The sequence below is a fragment of the Mesorhizobium sp. STM 4661 genome (genome assembly GCF_000359125.1).
Taxonomy (GTDB): Bacteria; Pseudomonadota; Alphaproteobacteria; order Rhizobiales; family Rhizobiaceae; genus Mesorhizobium.
Genome location: NZ_CAAF010000049.1, coordinates 1 through 16,285, shown reverse-complemented (window position 1 = coordinate 16,285; position 16,285 = coordinate 1). Strand labels below are relative to the sequence as shown.

The 16,285-nt window shown below is 63.7% G+C and carries 18 protein-coding genes; 3 read left to right on the top strand and 15 right to left on the bottom strand.

Annotated features, from left to right (window positions below):
• Positions 1-131: 131 nt before the first annotated feature.
• From MESS4_RS15780 to MESS4_RS15710, 15 genes are all read right to left on the bottom strand, one after another.
• Positions 132-1,352: an MFS transporter gene (locus tag MESS4_RS15780; protein WP_006332618.1), complete on the bottom strand. Its 1,221-nt coding sequence runs from the start codon at positions 1,350-1,352 to the stop codon at positions 132-134.
• Positions 1,349-1,849 (bottom strand): transcription antitermination factor NusB, encoded by a 501-nt coding sequence (nusB, locus tag MESS4_RS15775; protein ID WP_006332616.1) that lies wholly within the window; start codon positions 1,847-1,849, stop codon positions 1,349-1,351. The genes MESS4_RS15780 and nusB overlap by 4 nt, the downstream gene beginning before the upstream one ends.
• Positions 1,846-2,340 (bottom strand): 6,7-dimethyl-8-ribityllumazine synthase, encoded by a 495-nt coding sequence (ribH, locus tag MESS4_RS15770; protein ID WP_006332614.1) that lies wholly within the window; start codon positions 2,338-2,340, stop codon positions 1,846-1,848. The genes nusB and ribH overlap by 4 nt, the downstream gene beginning before the upstream one ends.
• Before the next feature lie 249 nt (positions 2,341-2,589).
• Positions 2,590-3,102, bottom strand: a complete 513-nt coding sequence (locus MESS4_RS15765; RefSeq protein WP_006332612.1) for a GNAT family N-acetyltransferase — start codon at positions 3,100-3,102, stop codon at positions 2,590-2,592.
• Between the two features lie 3 nt (positions 3,103-3,105).
• Entirely contained in the window at positions 3,106-3,405 is a 300-nt protein-coding gene (locus tag MESS4_RS32295; RefSeq protein WP_006332608.1) for a DUF1778 domain-containing protein, read from the bottom strand.
• 52 nt (positions 3,406-3,457) lie between these two features.
• A complete protein-coding gene (locus tag MESS4_RS15755) occupies positions 3,458-4,075 on the bottom strand; it encodes a riboflavin synthase (RefSeq protein ID WP_006332606.1) in 618 nt (205 codons plus the stop codon).
• Positions 4,076-4,087: 12 nt separating this feature from the next.
• A complete protein-coding gene (ribD, locus tag MESS4_RS15750; protein WP_006332604.1) occupies positions 4,088-5,218 on the bottom strand; it encodes a bifunctional diaminohydroxyphosphoribosylaminopyrimidine deaminase/5-amino-6-(5-phosphoribosylamino)uracil reductase RibD in 1,131 nt (376 codons plus the stop codon).
• 2 nt (positions 5,219-5,220) lie between these two features.
• Positions 5,221-5,700: a transcriptional regulator NrdR gene (gene nrdR / locus MESS4_RS15745; protein WP_006332602.1), complete on the bottom strand. Its 480-nt coding sequence runs from the start codon at positions 5,698-5,700 to the stop codon at positions 5,221-5,223.
• A gap of 141 nt (positions 5,701-5,841) precedes the next feature.
• Positions 5,842-6,426, bottom strand: coding sequence for a hypothetical protein (locus tag MESS4_RS15740; RefSeq protein WP_036241447.1), 585 nt, complete (start codon positions 6,424-6,426; stop codon positions 5,842-5,844).
• A gap of 61 nt (positions 6,427-6,487) precedes the next feature.
• On the bottom strand, positions 6,488-7,801 hold the full coding sequence (glyA, locus tag MESS4_RS15735; protein WP_006332598.1) for a serine hydroxymethyltransferase: 1,314 nt from the start codon (positions 7,799-7,801) through the stop codon (positions 6,488-6,490).
• 117 nt (positions 7,802-7,918) lie between these two features.
• Complete coding sequence (locus MESS4_RS15730) at positions 7,919-9,559, bottom strand: Na+/H+ antiporter (RefSeq protein WP_006332596.1); 1,641 nt, start codon at positions 9,557-9,559, stop codon at positions 7,919-7,921.
• Positions 9,560-9,701: 142 nt separating this feature from the next.
• Positions 9,702-10,955, bottom strand: a complete 1,254-nt coding sequence (locus MESS4_RS15725; protein WP_006332594.1) for a L,D-transpeptidase family protein — start codon at positions 10,953-10,955, stop codon at positions 9,702-9,704.
• Positions 10,956-11,293: 338 nt separating this feature from the next.
• On the bottom strand, positions 11,294-11,809 hold the full coding sequence (locus MESS4_RS15720) for a winged helix DNA-binding protein (RefSeq protein WP_006332592.1): 516 nt from the start codon (positions 11,807-11,809) through the stop codon (positions 11,294-11,296).
• A 228-nt stretch (positions 11,810-12,037) separates the two neighbouring features.
• The gene (locus MESS4_RS15715; protein WP_006332590.1) at positions 12,038-12,472 is read right to left on the bottom strand and encodes a DUF6163 family protein; all 435 of its coding nucleotides are present in this window, start codon (positions 12,470-12,472) and stop codon (positions 12,038-12,040) included.
• Entirely contained in the window at positions 12,469-13,512 is a 1,044-nt protein-coding gene (locus tag MESS4_RS15710; protein WP_006332588.1) for an enoyl-CoA hydratase/isomerase family protein, read from the bottom strand. The genes MESS4_RS15715 and MESS4_RS15710 overlap by 4 nt, the downstream gene beginning before the upstream one ends.
• Positions 13,513-13,706: 194 nt before the next feature.
• Here MESS4_RS15710 and MESS4_RS15705 point away from each other — a divergent pair, with 194 nt between their 5' ends.
• The 3 genes from MESS4_RS15705 to MESS4_RS15695 all read left to right on the top strand — a co-directional run bounded on the left by MESS4_RS15705 (position 13,707) and on the right by MESS4_RS15695 (position 16,206).
• On the top strand, positions 13,707-14,207 hold the full coding sequence (locus MESS4_RS15705; RefSeq protein WP_006332585.1) for a pyridoxamine 5'-phosphate oxidase family protein: 501 nt from the start codon (positions 13,707-13,709) through the stop codon (positions 14,205-14,207).
• Positions 14,208-14,296: 89 nt separating this feature from the next.
• Entirely contained in the window at positions 14,297-15,328 is a 1,032-nt protein-coding gene (gene hemB / locus MESS4_RS15700; protein WP_006332574.1) for a porphobilinogen synthase, read from the top strand.
• Positions 15,329-15,561: 233 nt separating this feature from the next.
• Positions 15,562-16,206 carry a dihydrofolate reductase family protein gene (locus MESS4_RS15695; RefSeq protein WP_006332568.1) on the top strand — a complete coding sequence of 215 codons (645 nt, stop codon included), beginning with the start codon at positions 15,562-15,564 and terminating at the stop codon, positions 16,204-16,206.
• Positions 16,207-16,285 lie beyond the last annotated feature (79 nt).

Below are 16,285 nucleotides of genomic sequence, written 5' to 3'. Positions count from 1 at the left end.
AATGCGGTTGCCGCATATGAGCATGGCTTCAACCCCCAGTCGGGGCACACGGTTTCATAACAAGGGGGATGGACGCAATAATTTTGTGCGGGCTGGCCCAATCCCACGCCAGCCATCCCGACAGCGTGATGTTAGTTTGCGAGGCGCAAGCCCGTCATCTTCAACGCGCCCAATGCCACGAAGCACAGCATCGTGACCGGGAAGATGATCCAGTTCAGCATCTCCCAGCCCCAGGCATTGTAGACCGCGCCCGACATCAGCGAGGCGAAAGCGACGGAGCCGAACAGGACAAAGTCATGAAAGCCCTGGACCTTGCCCTTTTCCGACGGGCGGTAGCTGTCGGCAACCATGGCCGTGGCGCCGATGAAGCTGAAATTCCAGCCAAGGCCGAGCAGGATCAGCGCCGTCCAGAACTGCCACAGTGCCAGCCCCGACAGCGCCACCACGGCACAACCGATGAGCAACACGAGACCGGCTGCCACGATCCATTCGGCACCGAAGCGATGGATCAGCGATCCGGTGAAGAAGCTCGGCGCGAACATCGCCATGACGTGCCAGGAAATGCCGAGCGTGGCGTCGTCCGTCGACAGGCCGCAGCCGACCATGGCGAGCGGCGCGCCGGTCATGACGAAACTCATCAGCGCGTAGCTGCCGACAGCGCAAAAAAGTGCTGCGACGAAACGCGGCCGGGTGACGATCTCGGAGAGCGGCCGGGCATCGCTGTCGGCGATTTCCGCATTGTCGACGGCTCTCGCCGGAATGCGCAGGAACGACAGGATGACGGCGCCAACCGCCGACAGCACCAGGATGGAAGCGAACGAGCCGGCGAACATCACTGGCGCAAAGGATTCACGGGTGAAGATGACGATCTGCGGCCCAAGGATGGCGGTGACGATGCCGCCGGCGAGCACGAAGGAAATGGCGCGCGCCTTGAATTCGGGCGGCGCGTTGTCGGCGGCGGCGAAGCGGAACTGCTGGACGAAGGCACCGCCAACCCCGATCACCAACAGGCCGAAAGCAAACAGCCAGAAGCTCGGATTAAACAGCGCCAGCGTTGCCACCAGCCCGCCCAGCGCGGTGACGATCGTGCCGGTCATGAAGCCGCCGCGCTGGCCGAGCTGGCGGATGATGGCGGCGGCGGGCAGAGCGCCGAGCGCAACGCCGATGTTGAATCCGGTGACCGGCGCGGTCGCCAGCGACTTGTCGGGGCCAAGCAGATATTGCCCGGCCAGCGCGCCGAGCGAAATGGCGATGGGTGCGGCCGAACCGATGATCGCCTGCGAGGCGGCCAGAATAAACGCCGTTCGGCGCGCCTCCTTGCCGGCCTCGGCGGCGATGGCCGTGGCGGTCATGAAACGTCCTTGCCGCGTCCCTCACCGCGCACCCGGCGCGACACGCGATCGAGCACGGCGTTGGTGAGCTTCGGCTCGTCGTCCTCGTAGAAGGCCTTGGCGATGTCGACATATTCCGAAACGATGACGGCGACCGGCACGTCCTCGCGCTTCATCAACTCATAGACGCCGGCGCGCAGAATGGCGCGCAGGGTCGAATCGAGCCTGGACAGCGGCCAGTCGTCGGTCAGCGCCTGGCGGATGACCGGATCGATGGTCTTCTGGTTCTCGACGACGCCGGTGAGGATGGCGCGGAACCATTGCGCGTCGGCCTCGCGATAGAGCGCGCCGTCGACTTCCTTGCCAAGCCTGAACAATTCATATTCGGCAGTGATCTCGAAGACGCCGCTGCCGGCCACATCCATCTGGTAGAGCGCCTGCACGGCGGCCAGACGGGCCGCGCCGCGCTTGTTGGCATGGCGCACCGCGGGCTGGCCGGGCGAAGCGGGTTCGCTCACGATGGCGCTCCCAATTGCTGCTTGAGCGCGATCAGGGTCAGCGCCGCGCGCGCCGCAAAGCCGCCTTTGTCGCCTTCCGAACGCCTGGCCCGCGTCCAGGCCTGGGCGTCGTTCTCGGTGGTCAGGATGCCGTTGCCGATGCAGACCGCTTCCTGCACCGACAGATCCATCAGCGCGCGGCTGGATTCATTGGCGACAATGTCGAAGTGATAGGTATCGCCACGGATGATGGTGCCGAGGGCAACGAAACCGTCATAGTCCGTTCCGCCATCAGAGGCGCCGTCGAGCGCGAAGGTTATCACCGCCGGGATTTCCAGCGAACCCGGAACCGTGACGACATCATAGGTCGCGCCCGCTTCGTCGAGCGCACTCGTCGCGCCTTCGAGCAGCGCGTCGGCAAGGTCGTCATGGAAACGCGCCTCGATGACGAGAAGGTGCGCCTTCTTCTTCGGGCGGATGAACGCTTTGCCGTGTTGGGATGTGCCAGCCATAAATGTCTCCGGGATCGCCGGTGACTTAGGCCGAAGCAGGGTTGATCGCAAGCGGAAGATTGCTGGAGTCCCGCGGGCCTATCTGATCTTTGGATAAGGTGCCGAGAGCGGGTGGCCAGTACCGAGGCTTTCACCCCAGGCAAGAACGGCTTCGTGATCCACCACGCGGCCTTCATCCACATCGGCCAATGCCTCGCGCGTCAGCCGCTGTCCTCTTGAAATTCCCTGCTGTCCATTAAAGCTCCTTCCTCATTTGAACAGCTCTGCGATATCGGCCATCGGCCGGAAGATTTTCATCGGCTGATCCGGGAACGGCAGAAAGCTCTCGCGTTGATAGAAGCGGCGTGCATCTTCGTCCTTGGCATCGACTACAACGGCGAACGAAGCGATCTCGCTTCTGACACAACGGGACAGAGCATCGGCCAGCAGATAGCGGCCATGGCCTGCCCCCCGATACCGCCGATCAATGGCGAGGCGGCCGAGCAGCGTCGCTGGAATGAGGGGGTAGCGAGGAAGTTTGCGGATGGTCTGCGTGGGCCACTCGCCAATATCCACGGCAGTCGCCGACAACGTATAGTAGCCGGCGATGGCTCCGTCCGGCAGGACAAGAACAAACGGCGCCGCGATGTTCTTGCGCGCGTCCTGCCCAGCCTGCATTCGGAAATATCGATCGAGCGGCTCTACGCCGCTCTCGAACGACGTCCTTTCGTGCTGTGGGCCAAGCACCTCAACCCGAAAAGGATCCTCGTTCGAAGCGCTCACTCGTCAGGTGCCGGTGGCCTGACGATACCGTCGCACTGTATCGCGCAGACGATCATTGACCGGTTGCGGGTTGATAAGCGCATCGACGAAGGCGCGGCTGTCGCGGACGGAAAGATCGAGACGCTGATGCTCCTCGATGGCCCGGCGGGCAGCTTCCTGCACACTGGTCAGTACGAAATCCGTCACCGTCCTGCCCTGCAGGGCCGCGGCATGTTCAATGAGGCTCTTCTGATCAGCCGTGACGCGCGTTTCCAGACGCTCGCCACGGACACGGCTGCGACGTGAGTGTGCATGTGCTGTCATCGTTGTTCTCCAGCCGATAGTGTACGGCCAATGGCCGGAAACTTCAAGCCACCTAAAGCCCCTCTTTGGCGGCCTCGGCCAAACGCGCCGCGTAGCGGGCCATGGTGTCGATCTCGAGGTTCACGCGGTCGCCGACCTGGCGCTCGCCCCAGGTGGTGACGGTCAGCGAGTGGTGGATCAGGAGCACGTCGAAGCGGGTGCCTTCGACCTTGTTGACGGTGAGCGAGGTGCCGTCGAGGGCGACGGAACCCTTGGGCGCGATGAACCTCGCCAGTTCGCGTGGCGCTTCGAGGGTGAAACGCACGGCATCCCCCTCCTCCTTGCGCGCCACGATCTCGGCCGTGCCGTCGACATGGCCTGATACGATGTGGCCGCCGAGCTCGTCGCCGATCTTCAGCGCCCGTTCGAGGTTGATCCTTGTGCCGGATTTCCAGCCCGCTGCCGTTGTCAGCCTGAGCGCCTCTTCCCAGGCCTCGACCTCGAACCAGCGTGCGTTCGAGCCGTGCTCGGGCAGCGCCGTCACCGTCAGGCAGACGCCGCCGCAGGAAATCGAAGCGCCGATGGCGACGGTCTCTGGATCGCAGGCGGTGTCGATGCGCAGGCCGACCCCTTCCCTCAGCGGCTTAACGGCGGCAACGGTGCCGACATCGGTAACAATCCCAGTAAACATCGCGACCCGATCCTAGATATCTCTTACCCACTCGGCGTAGCTGTCTTCGCCAAAACGCATGTCGCGCAATTTGCGAAATCCTGCCGGGATATGGTCGGCGTCGATGGGCGACGCAATGCCGCCCTCGCCGATCGCGTCCGGCCCCTGGAACAGCACGATGCGGTCGACCAGTCCTTCGGCGAGGAAGGTCTTGGCGACCTTGGCGCCGCCCTCGACCAGCACGCTCGCCATGCCGAGCGCCGCCAGGTCTTCCAGCAGTTCAGGCAGCGCGATGCCGCCCTCATGCGTTTCCGTGCCGATGAAGCGAACGCCGGCGCGTTCGAGTGCTGACCGCCGGTGCGGATCGGCCTCCAGGCAAGCGGCGACATAGAGCGGCACCCGGTCGATGCCGGAAACCAGCTTCGAGGTCTCCGGCAGGCGGATCTGGCGGTCGAGCACGATGCGTGCCGGCGAACGGTTCTCCAGCCCCGGCAAACGCACGGTCAGCGCCGGATCGTCCTCCAGCGCGGTGCCGATGCCGACCAGAATGGCGTCGGCTTCGGCCCGCATCAGGTAGACTTCGCGCCGCGCGACCTCACCGGTGATCGCGACCTGCCCCTCGCCTTCCCTGCCGATCTTGCCATCGCTGGAAAGTGCAAGCTTCAGAATCACTTCCGGGCTTTTTTTCAGGGATCGAATCAGATAGCCGGCCATCTGCTCGGCCGCCTCGGCGGCGAGCACCTTTTCGACCACCTCGACACCGGCGGCGCGCAGGATGGCATAGCCCTTGCCGGACACGCGTGGATCGGGGTCGCTGGCAGCCCCAACCACTCGCACGACACCGGCATTGACCAGAGCGTTGGCGCAAGGCGGCGTGCGGCCATGATGGGCGCAGGGCTCCAGGGTGACATAGGCCGTGGCGCCGCGCGCCAGTTCGCCTGCCTCGGCCAGCGCCTCGGTCTCGGCGTGCGGCCGGCCACCGACCGCAGTGACGCCGGTGCCGACAATCATGGGGCCAGCGCCGTCATCGCGCACGATCAGCGTACCAACCGAAGGGTTGGTCGAGGTCCGCCCAGCATTTTTCCGCGACAACCGGAGGGCCGCCGCCATGAAGCGACGATCAAGGCTCTCTTGTTCGGTTTTGCTGCGTTCGGGCCTTGCCATGCTCAGCCGGCGTCCTCGTCACCCTTGAGCTCGTCGCCCTTCAGTTCACCCAGCACATCATGGAAATCCTTGGCCTCGCGGAAATTGCGATAGACCGAGGCGAAGCGTACATAGGCGACGTCGTCGAGCGACTTCAGCGCCTCCATGACCAGCCGGCCGACCTCGCCGGAGGCGACTTCGGTCTCGCCCGAGCTTTCGAGCTGGCGCACGATGCCGGTCACCGCGCGGTCGATGCGCTCGGGATCGACATTGCGCTTGCGCACCGCGATCTCGACCGAGCGCAGCAGCTTGTCACGATCGAACGGAACCTTGCGGCCGGACTTCTTCACCACCACGAGATCGCGCAACTGCACGCGCTCGAAGGTGGTGAAGCGGCCGCCGCAGTCGGGGCAGACGCGCCGCCTGCGGATCGCCGCGCCATCCTCGGCGGGGCGCGAATCCTTCACCTGCGTATCTTCGGACTGGCAGTAGGGACAGCGCATGGAGAGCCTTCGGTTCGCGATTCTCGTGGAGCGAAAGGCTTAGAGCTTTTTGCAACGATGGCAAAGTGTCGGGAACGGCCTCTCGCGCGCCAGAGATAGCGAGGCGCGAGCAAAATTGCGAGGCCCGTCAATGCCGACCAGTCAGGGCGCGACGTCGGCGGTCGCGAAGCCGCATGATGTGCCGAGGCTGCGATAGGCCTTGGTGAAGCCGTCCATCGAGACGGTCGCGACCGGAATGTCGGCGAAGCTGACATCGAGCGCGCTGGCGCGGCGCATGGCGCGCAACAGCGCCAGGGTGGTCTCGGTCTTGTTGTTCATCATCCATTGTCCGCCGGCATCGGCGCTGAGATGAAAGCTTGCCTTGACCTTGCCTTTGTCGTCGCCGAACACTGCGGGAATGTTGTCGCCTTTCGGCAGGTCATTGTTCCTGATGGCAATAACGACGGTCGGATAGCCATCGGGCGGCAGCGCGTCGCCGTTCGATATGGCGAGCGTCAGCGTGCCGCTGGTGCCGTTCGGGTCGAGAAAGGCGGTCGAGGCGGCGCAGGTCTTGCGCAAATCCTCGCCGGTGTCGACCTCATCCACGAGGGTCGACCACTTGCCGAAGGTTTCCATCTTGGGTGTCGCGGGCGTGGTCTGCGCCCAGGTGACGCTGGACAACGGCAAGACAGCCACTATGGCCAGGGCACAAAGGACGCCAGCGCCGGCAAGACTTCGCATCGACATCATCAGGACTCCCGCACGAACCGCCCGGAATGGTGCTTCTCGACAACGAATGACGTTCAGGTCAACCGAGATACGGGTAGAGCGGAAAACGATCCGTTAATGCGGCCACTTTCGCCTTCACCACGGCTTCCACCGCCGCATTGCCCTCGTCGGAATTGGCGACCTTGAGCCCATCCAGCACCTCGGCGATCAGCTTGCCGATCTCGCGGAACTCGGCCCGGCCGAAGCCGCGCGTGGTGCCGGCCGGCGTGCCCAGACGTACGCCCGAGGTGACGAAGGGCTTTTCCGGATCGAAGGGGATGCCGTTCTTGTTGCAGGTGATGTTGGCGCGGCCAAGTGCGGCCTCGGCGCGTTTGCCGGTGGCGTTCTTGGGCCTGAGGTCGACCAGCATCAGATGATTGTCGGTGCCGCCGGAGACGATGTCGAGGCCGGTTTCCTGCAGACTGGAGGCCAGCGCCTTGGCATTGGCGGCGACGCTCTCGGCATAGAGTTTGAAGCTCGGCTTCAGCGCTTCGCCGAGCGCCACCGCCTTGGCGGCGATGACATGCATCAGCGGCCCGCCCTGCAAGCCCGGGAATACCGCCGAGTTCATCTTCTTGGCAATGTCCTCGTCGTTGCACAGGATCATGCCGCCGCGCGGGCCGCGCAGCGACTTGTGCGTCGTCGTCGTCACCACATGGGCATGGGGCAGCGGCGACGGGTGCACGCCGCCCGCGACCAGGCCGGCGATATGCGCCATGTCAACCATCAGATAGGCGCCGATCGAATCGGCGATCTCGCGGAACCGCCTCCAGTCCCAGACGCGCGAATAGGCGGTGCCGCCGGCCAGGATCAGCTTCGGCCTGGTCTCATGGGCAGTCTTCTCGATGGCGTCCATGTCAAGCAGATGGTCTTCCCTGCGCACGCCGTAGGAGACGACCTTGAACCATTTGCCGCTCATGTTGACCGGCGAACCGTGAGTCAGGTGGCCGCCCGAATTCAAATCGAGGCCCATGAAGGTGTCGCCGGGTTGCAAGAGCGCCAGGAACACCGCCTGGTTCATCTGGCTGCCGGAATTCGGCTGGACGTTGGCGAAGTTGCAGTCGAACAGTTTCTTGGCGCGCTCGATGGCCAGTTCCTCGGCCACGTCGACGAACTGGCAGCCGCCATAGTAGCGCTTGCCCGGATAGCCCTCGGCATATTTGTTGGTCATGATCGATCCCTGCGCTTCCAGCACGGCGCGGGAGACGATGTTTTCCGACGCAATCAGCTCGATCTCGTGGCGCTGACGGCCGAGTTCGTTGCGGATGGCGCCGAAGATCTCCGGATCGGCATCCTCAAGCGTGGTTTCGAAGAAGGATTCGAATTTGTTCGACACTGCCGCTGCTGTTGCCATGGCTTGAAATCCTTGATCCGGGGGGCCTGCCGCGCCATTAACACAGTTGCTTTGCCCCCGCCACGTTTGCAGCGCGAAATTTGCTGGCCGGATTGCGCCAGCGCCGGTCCGCAGGCCCTATTTTCTCGCCTGCCGGCCCTTCAGCAGGGCCTCGGTGAGCGTGATTTCGGCAAACAGCGCCTGCATCGTATGGTCGTTGATCTCGCGACTGCGAAACATGGCGCGCACGGCGGCGCGCTCGGCCTCGATGCCGGCGAGCCTGAGCTCAAGCTCCAGCCGGCCGGCTTCACGGGCCTCGGCGCGGGCTTCATCCGCCTCGTCGGAGGCGGCAATGCGGCGCCGATAACCGGCAACGATGCTGTCGGCCACCGCCAGGCGGGCGCCGGCCTCCTCCCCTTCGCTGCCGTCATTGGCGACGCTCTCGATGCGGGCGATTGCCGCATTGGCCGCGCCGACGCGCGCCCGGCGTTCCTCGGCGGCACCGGGATGCTCGCCCGGCTCGACCAGCCCGCGCGCGATCTTCGGCAAGGAAAGGCTGGCGATGACAAGCGAACAGATGATGACGCCCGCGGCGAGGAAGATCACCACATCGCGCGCCGGAAACGGCGAACCGTCCGGCATGGCCAGCGGCAGCGACAGGATGCCGGCCAGCGTGATCGCGCCGCGCACGCCGGCCACCGAGCCGGCGAGCCGCACGCGCAGGCCGAACGGTTCGGCCTTGCGCTTGCCAAACCGCGCGGCAAGGCGCGCCGCTATGTCGCCAACCCATATCCATAGGAAGCGTAGCGCGATCAGGCATAAAGTGAGGATCAGCACCGTGGCAACCGGCTCGATCAGCCAATGCCGGCTGGTGAGTTCGGGCGGCACGTTGCGGATGATGTCGGGGAGTTGCAGGCCGAGCAGAATGAAGAGCGCGCCGTTGAAGATGAAGGATAGCGTCGTCCACAGCGACATGGTCTGCATGCGCGCCGAGACGCCGAGATAGCGGAAGATGCCGGACCCGCTGGTGAGCACGCCGGCGGTGACGGCGGCCAGGATTCCGGACGCGCCGGCATGCTCGGCGCCGAGATAGGCAATGAAGGGGATCAGTATCATCACCAGAACCTGCGCCTCGGCCGGCACACCGCCGATGCGGTTGAGCAATTGCAGCGCCTTGGCGGCGGCGAACACCGCCACCACGCCGGCCAGGATGCCGGCCGCCACGGCGTAGAGGAAGCCCAGCGATGCGGCGGCGAAGGAAAAGCTGCCGGTCAGCACCGCTGCCACGGCGAAGCGGAACATGACCAGGCCCGAGGCGTCGTTGAGCAGCGACTCGCCTTCCAGAATATGCATCAGCCGCGCCGGAACAACGTTCCGGTCGACGATCGAGGAGACGGCCACAGCATCTGTCGGCGACAGCACCGCCGCAAGCGCGAAGGCGACGACCAGCGGGATGCTCGGCACCAGCCAATGCAAGGCATAGCCGAAGCCGACGATGGTGAAGAAGACGAGCCCGATGGCAAGGTCGAGGATCGGGCCGCGCAACGCCAGCAGTTCGCGCTTCGGCGCGGCAACGGCGTCGCCGAACAAAAGCGGCGGGATGAACACCAGCAGGAACAGCTCGGGATCGATCTCGACATGGATGCCGCGCACCGGCCAGGCAAGGGCTATACCTATGGCGATCTGCAGTACCGGCAGCGGCACGCGCACGAGCCGTACCAGCGCGCCGGAAAGGGCAACGAAGACGAGCACGACGAGGATGAAGACGGCGACTTGCATGATGCGATTCCGAACGAGGTTTCAGGACCATGCGCAAAACCGGGTGGAACGTCCAGCTAGGCACATAACAGACGCGTTGGCGGAAACTTGAAAGCAAAAAAGGCCGCCCAATGGCGGCCTTTTCAGCAAAAGAATCAGTTGGTTACAGCGCGGAGGTGATCTGCAGCTCGTTGGCCCCGTCAAGGCCATAAATGTCGTCGCGGAACTGCACGACGCCCGGCCCCGTCGACCAGGCCGACAGATAGAGGAAATAGACCGCCACCGGATTGGTGACTTGCACCGGGACGCTCTCGCCGCTCTTGATCGTCGCCTCGAAACGCTGGCGGTTCCAGCCCGGCGTGTCGCGCAGGATCCAGGTGACGAGATCGCGCACGTTCTGGACGCGCACGCAGCCCGAGGAATCGAAGCGCATCATCTTGCCGAACAGGCTCTGCTGCGGCGTATCGTGCATATAGACGCCATCGGGGCTCGGGAAATTGATCTTGACCGAGGCCATCGCATTGCCGGCGCCCGGATCCTGGCGGAAGCGGTATTTCGCGGCGTCGTCTGTCGACCAGTCCACGGTCAGCGGATCGACTTCGCTGCCATCCGGCGCGAACAGGCGGATGTTGCTGTCCTTGAGATAGTTCGGATCCTTGCGCATCAGCGGAATGATGTCCTTGCGCACTATCGACACCGGAGCATTCCAGTAGGGATTGACGACGATCTCGTTGATCTTGGAATTGACTATCGGCGTCTGGCGATCGACCTTGCCGACGATCGCCGTATGGCGCAGCACGACGCGGTCGTTCTCGACCGCCTCGATCTGGGCGCCCGGGATGTCAACCAGAACATAGCGGTTGCCCAGCGTGCCGGCGCGCTCGCGCAGGCGCTGCAGATTGGTCTGCAACTGGCCGAGCCGGATTGGTGCCGAAACATTCATCGCCGCAAAGGTGTATTGGCCGAGCGTTCCGTCGGACGGCAGGCCATGGCGCGCCTGGAAGCGCTTGACCGCGGCGTCGACGTAGGAATCGAAGGCCGTCGAAATGCCGGCGCTCTGCGCCAGATCGCCCGAAATCATCAGACGCTTGCGCAGCGGCACCACGTCGGGGTCATCGACGCCAAGCTGCAATTTCTTGGTATCGGGAACCGGCTCCCAGCCACCCTGGGCGACGATGTTCTGATATTGCGCCACCGCCTGCTCGGTAAACGAAACGGTCTGCAGGCTGAAGATCGGCAGCGTCGAGGCCACTTTGCCGCCCTGGCTGGGGCGGGCGTCGAACTGGTCGTCCCAATTACCGCGGCCCGAGGATTTCAGGATGTCCCCGATCACGTCCTGCGCGCTGGCACTGCCGGCGACAACTGCGGCTGCGAGCGCGGAGGCTCCGGAAAGAAAAAAACGGCGGCTGGTTCTCATGGACGTTCCAGACATTCTTGTAGCAATTTTTTCACCGGGCGATCTCGCCCACACTCTAAAGTTGGCATTGTTAACAATTAGCCAACCAGCGCTCCCATCACTTCGATGTGAAACAGGCAAAGTGTGACGCGCATTCGAGGTGAATTCATGGCTTTGACCTCAAGCGTCACCCGCACTCTCGCTTTCACTGGGGAATATGGCGGCAACGTGGCCTTATCAGCGATTTGGATCGGCTGGCCCATACGAAACGCAAGGACCGGTGCTTTTCGGCACCGGTCCCTGATTGGCTGCGCCCCCGGCCGCGCTTCTGTGGCGCGGCTTCGAACGCGGCGGATGAATTACATCCGATACGCGATGGTGTCGTTCCAGAAGCGGTCCAGCCGCTGCAGGGCGCGGTTCATCTGCTTGAACTCGTCGGTGTTGATGCCGCCGACCTGCTCGATCGAGCCGACATGGCGCTCGTAGAGACCGGCGACAACTTCCGCCACCTCGTTGCCCTTCGGCGTCAGCGAGACGCGGACCGAACGGCGGTCGATGCGCGAGCGCTGGTGGTTGATGAAGCCGAGATCGACCAGCTTCTTCAGATTGTAGGAAACGTTCGAGCCGAGATAGTAGCCGCGCGAGCGCAGTTCGCCGGCGGTCAGCTCCGCGTTGCCGATGTTGAAGAGGAGCAGTGCCTGGATGGCGTTGATGTCGGAACGGCCGTTGCGGTCGAATTCGTCCTTGATCACGTCAAGCAGACGGCGGTGCAGACGCTCCACGAGCTGCAGCGATTCCATGTAAAGCGAACGGATTGCCTCGCGGCGGTCGTCGGATACGTTGGCGGTCTTCGCCGCCGGACGCGAATTGATCATTGTCTTTGCCTCTCGTTTGTCGCCCTGGTGATTTTTTGTTTTTCACCTTGATCGCGACACTATCGAATACTCATAAAATTCGACTTAAACGCTAGGGCTAACAAGAGCTTACCGGTAAGAGGTTTCGAAAGAGGCTTAACGATCGGTCACCCGAGCAAGGATAATTAACCTAAAGATTTAGCCACTGATTTCGGGCGGAAATTGGCCGATTCAAAGTTTCAGCGCGTCCTATGGAACGCGCGGCGCCAGCGCTTGCCGCTTCTGCAGCCAGATCACCACGCGGAAGACGATATAGAGCAGCGCCACCGCCGCATGCGATGCGACGATCAGCAGCCGGTGGCCGAAGAGCTCGGGAAAGCCGGCATACATGACCGTCTCGGTCACCGCGCAGATGAACCAGATCACCGGCCCCCAGGAGGCCAGCATCCACAGGCCGGCGGCGGCGAAGGGGAAGAAAACGGCGAGCATCACCGCCGCCACCTGCCAGTGCACGGGCATCAGGTCGAAGCGCCACAGCGGGCCCTGGTAGAAGCCGATCAGCCGGATCCAGTACAATATGCCGAACAGAAGGCAGTAGCCGGCGATGATGCGCTGGAACCAGGCGAAGATGACCTCCACCGTCGTCGGCTGCAGCACGACGCGTCTCGACGTGACCTCGCTCACAGCTTGAGTTCCCGTTCATCGAGCGGCGCGAAATAGGCATCGACGTCGGCAGCGCCGACCGCATCGAGGCTTGCCGGCCGCCAGAGCGGCGTCGAGCCCTTGTCGATGATGGCGGCGCGAATGCCTTCGTAGAAATCATGGCCCGACAGCATACGGTTGAGGATGCGGAACTCCATCTTCATGCATTCGTCCATGGACAGCGTCAGCCCGGCGCTGATCTGGCGCCAGGCGACATGCAGGCTGGTCGGCGAACGGGTGCGGATCGTCGCCAGCGTCTTTGCCGCGAAGTCGTCCGCGACGGCTGCCCGCTCCAGGCTGCCGACAATGTCGGCCAGCGAGGGTTGCGCAAAATGGCGGGCGATCGCTTCCAGCACCGGCCTGTCCGTCTCGCGCCGGGCCGGGACAAAAAAACCGCGCAGCACCGATTCCGGATCGCCGGACGCCGCCAGCCGGTCGAGAAATGCGGCCTGGTCCAGCGCCTTGATCGTATGCGTCGCCAGGCCCGACCACAGCGCATCGCCATGGCGGATGCGGTTGCCGGTGAGCGCCAGATACATGCCGAAGCTGCCGCCAAGGTCCGGCAGGAGATGGCTGGCGCCGACATCGGGAAAGAAGCCGATGCCGACTTCCGGCATGGCGAACTGGGCATTCTCGGTCATGACCCGCTGCGAGCCGTGGAACGAGACGCCGACGCCGCCGCCCATGACGATGCCATCGATCAGCGCGACATAGGGTTTCTTGAACCGGGCGATACGGGCGTTGAGGCGGTATTCGTCGGCGAAGAATTCGACCGGCGGCTTTCCCGCGCGACCGGCCTCGTAGATGTCGAGGATGTCGCCGCCCGCGGAAAACGCCCTGCCCTCGGCCTTGACGACGACAACATCGACCTCGTGATCCCGCTCCCAGGCGTGCAAGGCCCTGTCGAGCGCCTTGACCATGCGATGCGTGACGGCATTGAGCGCCTGCGGCCGCGTCAGCGTGACGATGCCAGCCCGGCCCAAATGTTCGAAGCGAATTTCATCGCCTCCGTCAAAATCCATCGCCAGAGAATCCCTCCCCGCGCCTGCGGGACTGAAGTGCTAAAGGTTGGCGCATGGGTCCGTCAATGGCGGGCCAAACGCCGGCAGGCCGATCTGGATTTTCACGGGCGCAAAGAGGTCATGCTTTGCGCCCGAGCCAAACGGGCGCAGAATTGCAGGCGACAGCTATCTATGCAGCAATCAGGGACGAACGCATGATCGTTGAAACGTCGGGATACGCCTGGGAGATGCCGCGAAAGTTCGACCCGGACGATGTCCTCAGCCGCCCGCTGATGGCGAATCTGGCGACCGTTGGCACAGACGGCGCACCGCGCAACGCGCCGATGTGGTTCATCTGGGAGGACGGTGCGATCTGGCTGCTCGGATCGTCGGAAGCCAGCGCGGTAAAACACCTTGAACGGCACCCGCGCTGCGCGGTGGAAATCGTCCACTTCGACAACGAGGCCGGCATCCTGCTCCATCTCGGACTGCGCGGCGCCGCCACCATCGAACCGATGTCGCCAGACCGCTTCAAACGGCTGCTTCACAAATATCTTGGTCCAGAAGCAAGCTGGAACCGATGGTTCATCGACAATGTGGCGCAGATCGAACATCCGGACGGGCGCATGATCAGGCTTGCCCCGGCCAGCATTTTCACCAACAACGTCTCGTTCTTCAGAACCGGCCCCGACCTTGCGTGGCCGCCAAATCCGTAGCTGCCAGCGAGCCACGGCCTGGCACAAACGTGTCGCATTGGTCAGCCGCATGGGCACGTGATAAAAGCTGCTGATCCGGAGTTTAGGCGATGAACAAATTCACCCCCGCAAAGGCTGCCGGCGCGCGCAGCGTCGACGAGATCACCGGCAGCCGCCGTCTGCGGCGCATGCGCAAGGCCGACTGGTCGCGCCGCCTCGTCCAGGAGAACCGGCTCACGGTCGACGACCTGATCTGGCCGATCTTCGTCGTCGACGGCAGACAAGTGCGCGAGCCGATCGCGGCCATGCCTGGTGTGTTCCGCCTATCGCTCGACCTCGCGGTGAAGGAAGCCGAACGCGCCGCGAAGCTCGGCATCCCGGCGATCGCCACCTTCCCCAATGTGGAGCTTTCGCTACGCGACCAGACCGGCTCGCATATTCTCGACCCGGAAAACATCATCAACCGCGCCACCCGCGCCATCAAGGACGCGGTGCCGGAGATCGGCATCATCACCGATGCCGCGCTTGACCCCTTCACCTCGCATGGCCATGACGGCATTTTGCGCGACGGCATCATCGTCAATGACGAGACGGTGGAACAGGTAACGGCGGCGGCCGTCATCCAGGCGGCGGCGGGCGCCGACATCATCGCGCCTTCCGACATGATGGACGGCCGCATCGGCGCCATCCGCGACGCCCTCGACGCCAATGGCTTTTCCGACGTGGCGATCATGTCCTACGCAACGAAGTTCGCCTCCGCCTTTTACGGTCCCTACCGCGAGGCGGTCGGCACCGCCGGCCTGCTCAAGGGCGACAAGAAGACCTATTACATCGACCACGCCAATTCCGACGAAGCCGTGCGTGAGGCCGAGCAGGACCTCGCCGAGGGCGCCGACATGCTGATGGTCAAGCCCGGCCTACCCTATCTCGACATCATCCGGCGGCTGAAGGACGAGTTCCGGGTGCCGACCTTCGCCTACCAGGTGTCGGGCGAATATTCGATGATCAAGGCGGCAGCCGCCAATGGCTGGATCGACGGCGAAAAGGCGATGCTTGAATCGCTTCTCGCCTTCAAGCGCGCCGGCTGCGACGGCATTCTCACCTATTTCGCGCCTGAGGTGGCGGCGATGCTGAAGGAATAGCCCGCCAGCTACCTGCTCAGTTCCCGGTAAGCGGATGGTCTGCAGCCTCGGGCTGCTGACCACGCCTCCTCAAGAAATTCGGCCGCGCGCTGCCATCCAGCCCGCTGCGACCTGCGACGAGCAACAATTGTTGCCGGCCTCTGGCGTTTGGCCGAAAAAATACCGCTTGCAATTCACAATCGGTTTGCTAAAAGGAAACTGCTTGCAAATTACAACTGGTTTAGGAGGCGATCATGTCCAAGCTACGCGTCAACGCTTTCACGCTGTCGATCGACGGCTTCGGCGCCGGTCCCGACCAGGATCTGAAGAACCCGCTGGGTGTCGGCGGGGAAGCCCTGCACAAATGGATGGTCGGCACCCGCACCTTCCGCCAAATGGTCGGTGAGGAAGGCGGGACTACGGACACGGACGAGGCGTTTGCGGCGCGCAGCTTCGAAAATGTCGGCGCATGGATCCTGGGCCGCAACATGTTCGGGCCGATCCGCGGCGAATGGCCAGATGACAGCTGGAAAGGCTGGTGGGGTGACAACCCGCCCTATCACGTGCCGGTCTTCGTGCTCACCCACCATGCGCGCGATCCCGTCGTCATGGAGGGCGGCACGACCTTCCATTTCGTGACCGACGGCATCCACTCGGCACTGGAAAAGGCGAAAGCAGCGGCTGATGGCAAGGATGTACGGCTCGGCGGTGGTGTCGCCACCATCCGGCAATACCTCAGGGAAAAGCTTATCGACAACATGCATCTGGCGATCTCGCCGATGCTGCTCGGCTCCGGCGAGAGCCTTTTTGCCGGCATCGACATGCCCAGGCTCGGCTACCGCTGCAGCGAGCAGATCGCGACACCGAATGCCACGCATGTCATCATCGAGCGCGCGTAGTTCTCATTGCGGGCGCAGCCCTCCGCGCCGCGATCCTTCGCGCCCCCCTCTGTCCTGCCGGACATCTCCCCCGCACGGC